The organism is gamma proteobacterium symbiont of Axiagastus rosmarus (assembly GCF_059730925.1).
This window is the reverse complement of the sequence record NZ_AP035925.1, coordinates 3979000-3992074: the sequence shown is the minus strand read 5'-3', so window position 1 is coordinate 3992074 and position 13075 is coordinate 3979000. Positions and strand designations below refer to the sequence as shown.

General features: G+C 56.1%; 12 protein-coding genes, 1 tRNA gene and 1 other RNA gene. 13 read left to right on the top strand and 1 reads right to left on the bottom strand.

Features of this window, described 5'->3' with window-relative positions; all coding sequences use genetic code 11:
- Positions 1-47 precede the first annotated feature (47 nt).
- Entirely contained in the window at positions 48-344 is a 297-nt protein-coding gene (locus AC6I8F_RS18785; RefSeq protein WP_021507026.1) for an HTH-type transcriptional regulator, read from the top strand.
- Positions 345-390: 46 nt separating this feature from the next.
- Here AC6I8F_RS18785 and AC6I8F_RS18780 read toward each other — a convergent pair whose 3' ends face one another.
- The gene (locus tag AC6I8F_RS18780) at positions 391-984 is read right to left on the bottom strand and encodes an HD domain-containing protein (protein ID WP_021507025.1); all 594 of its coding nucleotides are present in this window, start codon (positions 982-984) and stop codon (positions 391-393) included.
- Between the two features lie 60 nt (positions 985-1044).
- Between AC6I8F_RS18780 and AC6I8F_RS18775 the strand changes: the two genes are divergently transcribed.
- The 12 genes from AC6I8F_RS18775 to bcsQ all read left to right on the top strand — a co-directional run bounded on the left by AC6I8F_RS18775 (position 1045) and on the right by bcsQ (position 13028).
- Entirely contained in the window at positions 1045-1509 is a 465-nt protein-coding gene (locus AC6I8F_RS18775) for a MarR family winged helix-turn-helix transcriptional regulator (RefSeq protein ID WP_498028347.1), read from the top strand.
- Positions 1510-1605: 96 nt separating this feature from the next.
- Positions 1606-2034, top strand: coding sequence for an organic hydroperoxide resistance protein (locus tag AC6I8F_RS18770; RefSeq protein ID WP_021507024.1), 429 nt, complete (start codon positions 1606-1608; stop codon positions 2032-2034).
- A gap of 269 nt (positions 2035-2303) precedes the next feature.
- Entirely contained in the window at positions 2304-3998 is a 1695-nt protein-coding gene (gene eptB / locus AC6I8F_RS18765) for a kdo(2)-lipid A phosphoethanolamine 7''-transferase (RefSeq protein WP_104094238.1), read from the top strand.
- Positions 3999-4122: 124 nt separating this feature from the next.
- Positions 4123-4199: transfer RNA gene (locus tag AC6I8F_RS18760), tRNA-Pro, on the top strand.
- 35 nt (positions 4200-4234) lie between these two features.
- Positions 4235-4364: non-coding RNA, RtT sRNA (locus tag AC6I8F_RS18755), on the top strand.
- 979 nt (positions 4365-5343) lie between these two features.
- Positions 5344-6954, top strand: coding sequence for a dipeptide ABC transporter periplasmic-binding protein DppA (gene dppA / locus AC6I8F_RS18750; protein ID WP_021507022.1), 1611 nt, complete (start codon positions 5344-5346; stop codon positions 6952-6954).
- A 245-nt stretch (positions 6955-7199) separates the two neighbouring features.
- Positions 7200-8219 carry a dipeptide ABC transporter permease DppB gene (gene dppB / locus AC6I8F_RS18745; RefSeq protein ID WP_021507021.1) on the top strand — a complete coding sequence of 340 codons (1020 nt, stop codon included), beginning with the start codon at positions 7200-7202 and terminating at the stop codon, positions 8217-8219.
- 9 nt (positions 8220-8228) lie between these two features.
- Positions 8229-9131 carry a dipeptide ABC transporter permease DppC gene (dppC, locus tag AC6I8F_RS18740; RefSeq protein WP_021507020.1) on the top strand — a complete coding sequence of 301 codons (903 nt, stop codon included), beginning with the start codon at positions 8229-8231 and terminating at the stop codon, positions 9129-9131.
- 12 nt (positions 9132-9143) lie between these two features.
- Positions 9144-10130, top strand: a complete 987-nt coding sequence (gene dppD / locus AC6I8F_RS18735; RefSeq protein ID WP_021507019.1) for a dipeptide ABC transporter ATP-binding protein — start codon at positions 9144-9146, stop codon at positions 10128-10130.
- Positions 10120-11130 (top strand): dipeptide ABC transporter ATP-binding subunit DppF, encoded by a 1011-nt coding sequence (dppF, locus tag AC6I8F_RS18730; RefSeq protein ID WP_498028346.1) that lies wholly within the window; start codon positions 10120-10122, stop codon positions 11128-11130. The genes dppD and dppF overlap by 11 nt, the downstream gene beginning before the upstream one ends.
- A 474-nt stretch (positions 11131-11604) precedes the next feature.
- The gene (bcsO, locus tag AC6I8F_RS18725; RefSeq protein WP_059010818.1) at positions 11605-12237 is read left to right on the top strand and encodes a cellulose biosynthesis protein BcsO; all 633 of its coding nucleotides are present in this window, start codon (positions 11605-11607) and stop codon (positions 12235-12237) included.
- Complete coding sequence (bcsQ, locus tag AC6I8F_RS18720; RefSeq protein ID WP_031279622.1) at positions 12228-13028, top strand: cellulose biosynthesis protein BcsQ; 801 nt, start codon at positions 12228-12230, stop codon at positions 13026-13028. Before bcsO ends, bcsQ begins: the two co-directional genes overlap by 10 nt.
- Positions 13029-13075: the final 47 nt, after the last annotated feature.

The window sequence follows — 13075 nt, the reverse complement described above, 5'->3', positions numbered from 1 at the left end:
ACCTCTCTACTTTCACGTGCTTCATAGTGAGTTTTAAGGAGTTCTCTATGGAAATAAAAGATCCAATGGTCGAATTACTCAGCAGTCTTGAGCAAATTGTTTTGACACGTGATGCACAGACTCCCGTATCAGAAATTGCACTCAATACCGTTTCCGTTCCCGAACCGCAGCGTTTACGCGAGATGACCGGCATGCAGGTGGATGAATTCGCCCGCGTGATGGGGGTGAGCGTCTCGTCAGTAAAAAGCTGGGAAGCGCAACGTACGCGCCCATCCGCCACGGCTCGCAAACTGATGAAACTGCTGCAGGCCAATCCGTATCTGGGCCGACAGCTGCTGGAATAACGCCGACTATCGGTTCTCTGTGACCCGCCTGCATGGCGGGTTTTTTTCAGCTTAAGCCACCGTATTTCGCCGCCTGTTTGACAAACCAGCTCTCCGGCACGCTGTACGGCGGTTTTGCCAGCTGCGCGATGCCCTGTTCAATGATGTGATTCGCCTGCTGCCACAAACGCCGATCGCCCTGCTGTAACAGCTGAATCTGAATCTGTTTCTCGACCAGGTAAACCCGGGCAAAGTTGGGATCGAACTGCACGATGGCACGGGTGTTATCGATGATATCGGCCAGCTTGATGGTTTGCGCCTCGGGCGAGGCTTCGGCAGTGTGGCGAAAGTGTGCCAGCTTACGGGCGGTACGGTTTTTCGCCTGCGGCTGGGCGCTGTCGGTAAGCATGTCCACCAGGTGTGCAACGCGCGCACCAAAGTGTTCTTCAATATCCTGTAAGGTACTGGCGGTGTCCTCCACCGTGTCGTGCAGCCAGGCGGCAGCGATCATCGCTTCGTCATCGCTTACGCTGCGCACCAGCTCCGCGACGGCAGCCGGATGCACAATATAGGGTTCGTCGGTGTATTTGCGACGCTGGCCCGCATCGGCATGTGCCTGAGTGGCATAACGGCGCGCCTGCTCTTCCAGTGAATCACGCATCTTCACACTCCAGGAAAAAGTTGCTTGCAATTATCTAGCGCGCTATCTATATTGAGTCGCATGAACAGTAATCAAGATGACAAAAAAGTGAAGCCTGCGCCACTCCAGCTTGATCAGCATCTGTGTTTCGCGCTCTATTCGGCGAACCTGGCGATGCATAAAGTCTATCGTCAACTGCTGGCGGCGCTGGAGATCACCTATCCGCAATATCTGGTGATGCTGGTGCTGTGGCATCAGGATGATCTGACGGTATCGGAGATTGGTGAAAAGCTGTTTCTCGATTCGGCCACCCTGACGCCACTGCTGAAACGACTGGAGAGCGCTGGTCTGCTGCGCCGCCAGCGTTCGCGTCAGGATGAGCGCCAGGTCGTGGTCACGCTGACCGACCAGGGGCGCGCGCTGCAGGAAAAAGCCGCCAGCATTCCGGAAGCGGTACAGTGTGCGACCGCCTGCGATACCGACACTATGGCGGCGCTGAAACAGCAGCTGGACGATCTGCGCGGCCACCTGAATCGCGCCACCTGAGCATCAGGGATGTCGCTGCGGCGGCATCCTGAGAGTGAAGTTTTCCCTTGTGCCTTATAAATAGCACGCGATTGTATAGCGAATAGTGAGGTTATGATGTCTTTAGAAAAAGTGATTTACACCGCCAAAGCCAAAGCAACCGGTGGCCGCGATGGCCGCGCCACCTCGTCTGATAACGTGCTGGACGTGAAGCTGGGCGTGCCAAAAGAGATGGGCGGCGCGGGCGGCGAGGTGACGAACCCGGAGCAGCTGTTTGCTGCCGGCTACTCTGCCTGCTTCCTAGGCGCGATGAAATTTGTCGCCGGCCGCGACAAAATCGCCATGCCAAAAGACGCGTGGATTGAGGGCGAAGTGGGGATTGGTCCTATCCCAACCGGTTTTGGCATTGAAGCAAAACTGAATATCCATCTGCCAGAGATGGACGCGGCGGAAGCGCAGAAGCTGGTTGATGCGGCACACATTGTTTGTCCGTACTCAAACGCGACGCGCGGCAACATCGACGTGACGCTGAATATCATCAACTAAGTTGATGCCTGCATAAAAGGCTCCTGCGGGAGCCTTTTTTATCACGAACACCATCCCGCATCCCACCGAACTAAAGAATTTTCTGGTCTTACCATTGGTTAAATGTTCTACTGCTGCGCTCCGTGCATCATCGTAATTATTTGGGTTCAGATTCGTCCCGATCCTACTCGCCAGGTCACGCTTTTCTGCTACGCAAGCGAACCTTACGCTCTTTGCACAGTCACATTTACGGTTGAAGCATCGACACCAGGTCGGGAACAGAAATTTATATGAATTACATTAAAAGTTTAACGCAGCAAAAGTTGTCGCTTTTGCTGGCGCTCTATCTTGGCATCTTATTGAATTTGCCAATCTTTTATCGCCGTTTTGACGGCTTCTTAACGAAATCCACCGTCACCAACTGGTTATCCGCCGCGGCGGAAGTGACCGCGGCCGTACTGCTGACCTTCTTCCTGATGCGACTGCTGTCGCTGGGTGGCAAATGGTTTTATCGCGTGATCGCCAGCCTGCTGGTGGTGATTTCGGTGGCCGCCGCCTATTACATGGCGTTCTTTAACGTGGTGATCGGTTACGGCATCGTGGCGTCGGTCATGACCACCGATGTCGATCTCTCTAAAGAGGTTATCGGGCTGCACTTTGTGCTGTGGATGGTGCTGGTGAGCGCACTGCCGCTGCTGCTGATCTGGCGCAATAACCTGAGCCTGACGCTGATTGAACAGCTGAAAACCCCCGGTCAGCGCCTGAAACCTACAGTGATCCTGTTGCTGAGCGTGGCGCTGGTATGGCTGCCGATTCGCTACTTCGACAAGCTGCAAAAAGCCAATGAAGAGCTCACCAATATCGATCTGCCAAGCTATGGCGGCGTAGTGGCGCACTCTTATCTGCCTTCGAACTGGATCGCGGCGCTAGGCCTGTTCGCCTGGACTAAGGTGGACGAGAAGCTGGACAGCCAGGAGTTGCTCGATCCGGCGAAGAAGTTTACCTATGTGGCGCCGCCTGGCATTGACGATACCTATGTAGTGTTTGTGATTGGCGAGACCACGCGCTGGGATCACATGGGCATGCTGGGCTATAACCGCGATACCACGCCGAAGCTGTCGAAAGAGAAGAATCTGGTGGCATTCCGCGGTGAATCCTGTGATACCGCCACCAAGCTGTCGCTGCGCTGCATGTTTGTGCGCGAGGGCGGCACGATGGATAACCCTGGCCGTACGCTGAAAGAGCAGAACATTTTTGCGGTGATGAAAGAGCTGGGCTTCACCTCCGAGCTGTTCGCCATGCAGAGCGAAGTGTGGTTCTACGACAACGCCGATGTGAATAACTTCTCGTTCCGCGAGCAGATTGGTTCTGAGAAGCGCAATCAGGGCAAAGCGGTGGACGATATGCTGCTGGTGCCGGAACTGCAGGCTTCACTGCAGCGCTTCCCGAAAGGCAAGCATCTGGTGGTGTTGCACACGAAAGGTTCGCACTATCTCTATTCGCAGCGTTATCCGCGCGAGTTTGCCCGCTATCAGCCTGAGTGTATTGGCGTGGACGATAAGTGCAGCAAAGCCCAGCTGATTAACGCCTATGACAACTCGATTCTGTATGTTGATACCATGCTGGACAGCGTGCTGGATCAGCTGCGTGATAAGAAAGCGATTGTGTTCTATGCCGCCGACCACGGCGAGTCGATCAGCGAAAATATGCACCTGCACGGTACGCCGCGCGAGATGGCGCCGCCGGAGCAGTTCCGCGTGCCGATGATTGTCTGGGCGTCCGATAAGTATTTGCAGGACCCGACTAACCGCAGCAACTTTGAGCGCTTACAGGCGCAGCAGCGCGTCGGCAAAACCCATCGTCACGTTGAGCTGTTCGACACCATTTTAGGGTGTCTGGGTTATACCTCGCCGGATGGCGGTATTAAAGCAGCGAATAACTGGTGCCAGGCACCTGCCACTGCCAGCAGTGCGAAAGCGCTGTAATTCGTGCCTGGATCTTATTGAGCAGGCAGGTGTTTAAGGCACTGCTTGCTTTCCAGGCAATCAGGCGGATTTTCGGGAAAAGGGATTGACGCTCTAAAGTCACGGCAGTAATATTCGCCCCCATCGGCGAGTAGCGCAGCTTGGTAGCGCAACTGGTTTGGGACCAGTGGGTCGGAGGTTCGAATCCTCTCTCGCCGACCATATTCGAAAAGCCCGCTTTGCAAAAAGCGGGCTTTTTTCGTTCGCAGCAAAAGAGGATGAGAACCTCCGAAGGAGGTTTGAGCCGAGCGAAGCGAGACAACGTTGCGTCAGCAACGGCCCGCAGGGCGCTTCTCGCAGAGAAGCGTAATCCTCTCTCGCCGACCATCATTCAAGAAACCTGCTTTGCAAAAAGCAGGTTTTTTTTCGTCTGTCGTTTTTGCAGTTTCAGGGTGAAATACGCGACCGCTCCGTAAAGACGCTGTCTCGTCCCTGATCGCTCGGCACACGCCATCCATGGCGTGTGACGCTTTACTCCACGGCCCCGCATTCCACCCTTTATCCGGCTTCGGTGATGACTGAAGGTTTACTGACTGCCGTGCACATCCCCCAGGTGCGTATAAATACGCACCCTACAAAAGTGCATAATCCTGTAGGGGCGCCATTCATGGCGACCGGACGGCCAAGCCGGAACCCACGCCCATCATTCATGGCGATCTGATGGCTTTCCCTGAACCAGACTCACATCCCGGCAGCGATCAAGCAAAGTCATCAATTTACGCGTTCCATTAATCATCACCGGGATAAACCGTATTATCCTTCAACACCGCTCTTCATCCCTTGCTGCATCAAAGCACCTCTCTTAATTCGCGACACATTCTGCTTATGACCGGCTTTTGCTTTTTGCTGATTTCTTATGCCATTACGCCAGCATATTTCGCTGCCTGAACGTCATAACGCACGGGGAATCGTTCAGATATTCAACATTTACCGACAACTTTAAGACGTTTTTTAACGGTGATAATCACTGTCATTAGGCGCTATTGCCAGAGAATCACACGGCATTGCGCGCTTTATCACCTTTTTAAATTTTGGCTTAGCGTGCAAACACTGTTTTTTATCGTTGCTTGCACTTACTCACACTCTGTGTAAATAACCCCACGTTGTATTGACGTTCATTGCAACTGTTGACAAATTGATGCGTCAATAAGATGCAGAGACGGCCAGCGCTGGCAGGTTCCACGGCGTCAGCGCTACAACAATAACCGCTCGCATTTTGGTCATTACATAACTGACCTGCCCGAACCGCATAAAAAAATCAGAGGTCGGGCGACGCACACAACATCACATCACAATGGAGCAAAACATGATCAACTCCCTGGCCAAATCCAGGATGCTGAAGGTCGGTCTTAGCCTGATTGCTATGACCGTGGCCGCGGGCGTTCAGGCGAAAACCCTCGTTTACTGTTCAGAAGGTTCGCCGGAAGGCTTCAACCCGCAGCTGTTCACATCCGGCACCACTTACGATGCCAGCTCAGTACCGATCTACAACCGTCTGGTTGAATTCAAAACCGGTACCACTGAGCTGCAGCCGGGCCTGGCAGAAAAATGGGACGTCAGCGAAGATGGTAAAACCTATACCTTCCATCTGCGTCATGGCGTGAAGTGGCAAACCACCAAAGACTTCAAGCCGACCCGCACCTTCAACGCTGATGACGTCGTGTTCTCCTTCGAGCGCCAGCTCGATAAAAACAACAAGTACCATGGTGTCTCTGGCGGCAGCTACGAATACTTCGAAGGCATGGACATGCCGAAGCTGATCGCCAAAATCGAAAAAGTGGATGACTACACCGTACGCTTCACGCTGACCCGTCCGGAAGCGCCGTTCCTCGCCGACCTTGGCATGGACTTCGCATCAATCCTGTCGAAAGAGTACGCCGACAACATGCTGAAAGCCGGCACGCCAGAAAAACTGGACCTCAATCCGGTGGGTACCGGTCCGTTCGTGCTGCAGCAGTACCAGAAAGACTCACGTATTCTGTACAAAGCCAACCCGGACTTCTGGGGCACCAAGCCAAAAATCGATCGCCTGGTGTTCTCCATCACGCCAGATGCTTCAGTGCGCTACGCCAAACTGCAAAAAGGCGAGTGTCAGGTGATGCCGTATCCCAACCCGGCTGATATCGCCAGCATGAAGAAAGACACCAAAATCAACCTGATGGAACAGCCAGGGCTGAACGTCGGTTACCTGTCTTTCAACACCGAGAAAAAACCGCTGGATAACGTCAAAGTGCGTCAGGCACTGACCATGGCGGTGAACAAACAAGCGATCATTGATGCGGTCTATCAGGGCGCCGGTCAGGCAGCGAAAAACCTGATCCCACCAACCATGTGGGGCTACAACAATGACGTCAAAGACTACGCTTACGATCCGGCCAAAGCCAAAGAGCTGCTGAAAGAAGCGGGCATGCCGGATGGCTTCAGCATTGACCTGTGGGCGATGCCGGTACAGCGTCCGTACAACCCGAACGCCCGTCGCATGGCGGAAATGGTTCAGGCTGACTGGGCGAAAATCGGCGTGAAAGCCAAAATCGTTACCTTCGAGTGGGGCGAGTACCTGAAGCGTGCTAAAGCCGGTGAACACCAGACCGTGATGATGGGCTGGACCGGTGATAACGGGGATCCGGATAACTTCTTCGCCACCCTGTTCAGCTGCGCGGCAGCGAAAGACGGTTCCAACTACTCACGCTGGTGCTACAAGCCGTTTGAAGATCTGATTCAGCCAGCGCGTGCTGAAGCCGATCACAACAAACGTATTGAGCTCTATAAGCAGGCGCAGGTGGTGATGCACGACCAGGCGCCAGCACTGATCATCGCGCACTCAACCGTGTACGAGCCAGTGAGCAAGAAAGTGAGTGGCTATGTGGTTGATCCATTAGGTAAACATCACTTCGAAAACGTCGACATCCAGGAATAACCTTTCGGATTATCGCGGTCAGGGCCAGCATGGCTGGCCCTCGGGCGGCACCTTCGCCGCCCGTACTCCGCACTTTATTTCCGGCTAATTTCTTATAAACCCTCAATACCTTGCGCTGATGCAGCGTGAAGTATGACGGGGATTTTGAAGCGCTTCTTGCGTCGCGTCCGGCTATGCCGGCTGCGGATTGTGAGCAATGTAGTCCATGGCGTTAGCGCCACGGAAAATGACTGAGAATCCGGCTTATGCTGCAATTCATACTCCGACGTCTGGGCCTTGTCATCCCGACGTTCATCGGTATTACATTATTGACCTTTGCCTTCGTTCACCTGATCCCCGGCGACCCGGTGCTGATCATGGCCGGTGAACGCGGCATCTCCCCCGAACGTCATGCGCAGCTGATGGCCCAGTTTGGTCTCGATCAGCCGATGTGGAAACAGTACATCACTTACATCAACGGCGTGCTGCATGGCGACCTCGGCATCTCGCTGAAAAGCCGCATCCCGGTGTGGGATGAGTTCGTGCCGCGCTTTAAAGCCACGCTTGAGCTGGGCATTTGCGCCATGATCTTCGCCGTTGCCGTGGGTATTCCGGTCGGCGTGCTGGCGGCGGTGAAACGCGGCTCAATTTTCGATCACACCGCCGTGGGCATCTCGCTGACCGGCTACTCAATGCCGATCTTCTGGTGGGGCATCATGCTGATCATGCTGGTGTCGGTGCAGCTCAACCTGACGCCGGTCTCCGGCCGCGTCAGCGACACCATCTTCCTTGACGACAGCCATCCGCTCACCGGCTTTATGCTGATTGATACGCTGCTGTGGGGCGAAGAGGGTGATTTCAAAGATGCGGTGATGCACATGATCCTGCCGGCCATCGTGCTGGGCACCATTCCGCTGGCGGTGATTGTGCGTATGACGCGCTCCTCGATGCTGGAAGTGCTGGGTGAAGATTACATCCGCACCGCGCGCGCCAAAGGCCTGACGCGCATGCGCGTGATCGTGGTGCATGCGCTGCGTAACGCCATGCTGCCGGTGGTCACGGTGATCGGTCTGCAGGTGGGCACGCTGCTGGCGGGCGCCATCCTCACCGAAACCATCTTCTCCTGGCCGGGACTCGGCCGCTGGCTGATCGAAGCACTGCAGCGCCGTGATTATCCGGTGGTGCAGGGCGGCGTGCTGCTGGTGGCAATCCTGATCATTCTGGTCAACCTGCTGGTTGATCTGTTGTACGGCGTGGTGAATCCGCGCATCCGTCATAAGAAATAAGGGGGAATCATGTCTGCTGTTGATCCCGCAAGCGTCACCGCTGCACCGAAGCCGATGACCCCGATTCAGGAATTCTGGCACTATTTTAAACGTAACAAAGGCGCGGTTATCGGCCTGGTTTACATCATTCTGATGCTGCTGATCGCCATCTTCGCCGATGTGCTGGCACCGCATGCCCCGGCTGAGCAGTTCCGCGATGCGCTGTTGCACCCGCCGGTGTGGCAGGAGGGCGGTAGCTGGAAATTTATTCTGGGCACCGATGACGTCGGCCGTGACATCCTGTCGCGCCTGATGTTTGGTGCGCGCCTGTCGCTGCTGGTGGGCTGCATGGTGGTAGTGCTGTCGCTGATTCTGGGCGTGATTTTCGGCCTGATGGCCGGTTATCTCGGCGGCGTGGTGGATGCAGTGATCATGCGCCTCGTCGACATCATGCTGGCGCTGCCAAGCCTGCTGCTGGCGCTGGTGCTGGTGGCCATCTTTGGCCCGTCGATTGTCAACGCCTCGCTGGCGATCACCTTCGTCGCGCTGCCGCACTACATTCGCCTGACGCGCGCAGCGGTGCTGGTGGAAGTCAATCGCGACTACGTAACCGCCTCCAGCGTGGCCGGTGCCGGTACGCTGCGCCAGATGTTCATCAATATTCTGCCTAACTGCCTGGCACCGCTGATCGTGCAGGCGTCGTTAGGTTTCTCCAACGCCATCCTGGATATGGCCGCGTTGGGCTTTCTCGGTATGGGGGCGCAGCCGCCGACGCCGGAGTGGGGCACCATGCTCTCCGACGTGTTGCAGTATGCGCAGAGTGCCTGGTGGGTCGTGACCTTCCCCGGAGTGGTCATCCTGCTGACGGTTCTGGCCTTTAACCTCATGGGCGATGGTTTGCGTGATGCACTCGACCCGAAACTCAAGCAGTAAAGAGGCACCGAGATGGCGTTATTAAATGTAGAAAAACTGTCGGTGCATTTCGGCGACGAAAAGGCACCGTTCCGTGCGGTTGACCGCATCAGCTACCAGGTAGAACAGGGCCAGGTCGTCGGGATTGTCGGCGAGTCCGGCTCCGGTAAATCGGTCAGCTCGCTGGCGATCATGGGGCTGATTGACTATCCCGGTCGCGTGAAAGCAGAGAAGCTGGAGTTCAATCAGCGCGACCTGCAGCGCATCTCCGAAAAAGAGCGCCGCCAGCTGGTGGGCGCAGAAGTGGCGATGATCTTCCAGGACCCGATGACCAGCCTCAACCCGTGTTACACCGTGGGCTACCAGATCATGGAAGCGCTGAAAGTGCATCAGGGCGGCAGCAAGCGCACGCGGCGTCAGCGTGCCATCGACCTGCTGGAGCAGGTGGGCATTCCCGATCCGGCATCGCGGCTCGATGTCTATCCGCATCAGCTGTCCGGCGGTATGAGCCAGCGCGTGATGATCGCCATGGCCATTGCCTGTAAGCCGAAGCTGCTGATTGCCGATGAGCCAACCACGGCGCTCGACGTGACCATTCAGGCGCAAATCATCGAACTGCTGCTGGAGTTACAGAAGCAGGAGAACATGGCGCTGATCCTGATCACGCACGATCTGGCGCTGGTGGCCGAAGCGGCGCAGCACATCATCGTGATGTACGCCGGTCAGGTGGTGGAGAGCGGCAAAGCGGTGGATATCTTTAAAGCGCCGCGTCACCCGTATACGCAGGCGCTGCTGCGTGCGCTGCCGGAGTTTGCCGCCGACAAAGCGCGGCTGGCGTCGCTGCCGGGCGTGGTGCCGGGCAAGTATGACCGCCCTAACGGCTGTCTGCTCAATCCGCGCTGCCCGTACGTGACCGACCGCTGCCGTACTGAAGAACCTGAGCTGCGCGATATTCCGGGCCGCCAGTCCAAATGTCACTTCCCACTGGATGATGCCGGGAGACCGACTTATGAGTCTTGATAACACGAAGCAGGATTACCTTCTGCAGGCGATTGACCTGAAAAAACACTATCCGGTGAAAAAGGGCCTGTTCGGCCAGGAGCGCCTGGTGAAGGCGCTGGACGGCGTCTCCTTTAACCTCGAGCGTGGCAAAACGCTGGCGGTTGTGGGCGAATCCGGCTGCGGTAAATCCACGCTGGGTCGCCTGCTGACGATGATTGAAACGCCGACCGCCGGCGAGTTGTACTGGCACGGGCAGGATCTGCTGAAACACGATCCGCAGGCGCAAAAGCTGCGCCGGCAGAAAATCCAGATTGTGTTCCAGAACCCGTATGGCTCGCTCAATCCGCGTAAGAAAATCAGCCAGATTCTGGAAGAGCCGCTGGTGATCAACACCGCGCTGAGCAAAGCGGAACGGCGGGAAAAAACGCTGGAGATGATGGCCAAAGTGGGCCTGAAAACCGAGCACTACGATCGCTATCCGCACATGTTCTCCGGCGGTCAGCGCCAGCGTATCGCTATTGCGCGCGGCCTGATGCTCGATCCGGACGTGCTGATTGCCGATGAGCCGGTCTCGGCGCTCGACGTCTCGGTGCGCGCTCAGGTGCTCAACCTGATGATGGATTTACAGCAGGATCTCGGCCTGTCCTATGTGTTCATCTCGCATGACCTGTCGGTGGTGGAGCACATCGCCGACGAAGTCATGGTGATGTACCTCGGACGCTGTGTGGAGAAGGGCAGCAAAGAGGCGATCTTCAGCAACCCGCGCCATCCGTATACCCAGGCGCTGCTGTCAGCCACGCCACGCCTCAATCCGGACGAACGCCGCGAGCGCATCAAACTGACCGGTGAGCTGCCGAGCCCGCTGAATCCGCCGCCGGGCTGCGCGTTCAACGCACGCTGCCGCCGTCGTTTCGGTACCTGCGTGCAGCTGCAGCCGAAACTGAAGCAGTATGGTGAGCAGCAAATCGCCTGCTTCGCCGCCGACCAGGATGAGAATCAGCCGGTGGCGACGCCGTAATTACGGCCAGCCAGTGCGAAAGGCTCCTGCGGGAGCCTTTGTTATTGGTGGCCTGATACATGAGTAAAATTAACCTGACGTGTCTTAATCGCCTGCGATGGCAGAAATGTATTACGCGACTGAATCTTTAAATCGCTGGTCCTGAACCACAGCGAAAAGGTTAAGGCAAATTCTGAATCCGTGCCGCATTGTGTGAGCGCCGTCACGGCCAGAGATAACTGCACATTTCAATGGTAAGTTGTTTATTATCAGTGCATTACTTTAATTATCTCCCGGCTGCTATTTCCGTTAATCGATTTTTATTAATCCTGCTCAATTAATCAGTGCATGCTTTTTGCATCTGTATATTTTCAATCTTTCAGATAAAACTCTTTTGTCGAATCTGCGGTTTTAATAATCAGAATTCTCTCACCGTGTCTTAACGTGTGTGTTATATTCGCGGAAATTACCCCTCCGCTTTAACAGGCTCTGATCATGAAGAACTACGACGATCTGCAGCGTTTCCAGGAAAAAACGCAAACGCTGGACATTGCTTTTAAGGATATGTCCGGGCAATCGCTGGAAGCCGATCACAGCCAGTGGGCGATCATCCGTCAGCTGGCGACGGATGATGAGCCGGAGCTGGGTAGCGGCCAGCGCGTCGATCTGCCGCAGCCGCAGCCGATTCGCGGCGATGAGTTTGTCGCGCCGCCGCAGGCTCTTAATCCGGCGCCCGTCGCCCGCAGTGAAAAGGCATCGCTGCTGCAGAGCCTTGCCGCCAGCGCGCCGGCACCCGACACAGAAACACCGCGCAGCGCGCTGTTTCCACCGGCAAGCAGCGCGCCCACTGCCGCGTCCGTGTCGTCGCTGGCACCGGCAGCCACGCACGTAGCGCGTCAGGCGGCCACTTCACTGTTCCCACCGCCGCCGGTCAGCGCGCCGGTCGCTGAACAGGCTGTTGCCCCTGCTGCCGCAGCACCGGCCACTGCGCCCGCCGTGGCGCAGCCGGAGCCTGCTACGCCCTCGCGCTTTGGCGCACTGTTCCGCTCGCGTGCGGCGGAACCGGTTCATTTATCTAAAGAAACACTGCTCAAACCGTTACTGGAGAAGATCGCGCTATGCCATTAGTTTGTGTGTGCTCGCCAAAAGGGGGAGTAGGAAAAACCACCATGGCGGCCAACCTGGCCTGGAGTCTGGCGCGTGCCGGCAGCAAAGTGCTGGCGATCGATTTTGACGTACAAAATGCGCTGCGCCTGCATTTTGGCGTACCGCTGCACGACAGCCGCGGCTTTGTGGCGCGCTCGGAAGAGCAGGCTGACTGGAGTCAGTCAATCCTTACCACCGGCAGCAACATCTTTGTCATGCCTTACGGTGAAGTGACCGAAGCGCAGCGTGAGCGCTTCGAACACAACCTGGCGCACGATGCCCATTTCTTAAAACGCGGCCTGGATACCGTCCTGAATTATCCGGGTCTGGTGATTATTGCGGATTTTCCGCCAGGGCCCGGTCCGGCGCTGAAAGCCATGCAGGCGCTGGCCGATATGCATTTAGTGGTGATGCTGGCGGATACCGCCTCGGTGGCGCTGCTGCCGCAAATTGAAAACCATCGCATGATTGGCCAGCCATTAAATAATCAGCACGGTCATTATTTCGTGCTCAACCAAAGTGATAATCGCCGGAATATCAGCCGTGAAGTGACCGCATTTATGCAGCAGCGGCTGGGCGATAATTTACTCGGCGTGGTGCACCGCGATGAAAGCGTGGCTGAGGCCAATGCCTCGCAGCAGTCAATCTATGATTTCAGCCCGGCTTCGGCAGCGGCGTTTGATATTGAACTGGTGGCAAAAAGGGTGGCGAATATCCTGAATATCAACGTAGGCAACGGCGAAGTTCAGGCACCGATCCGCAGTCATTATTAACAAGCCCGGCCGCCAGCGGCCTGGTTCAAATAATAACAACACAGCTT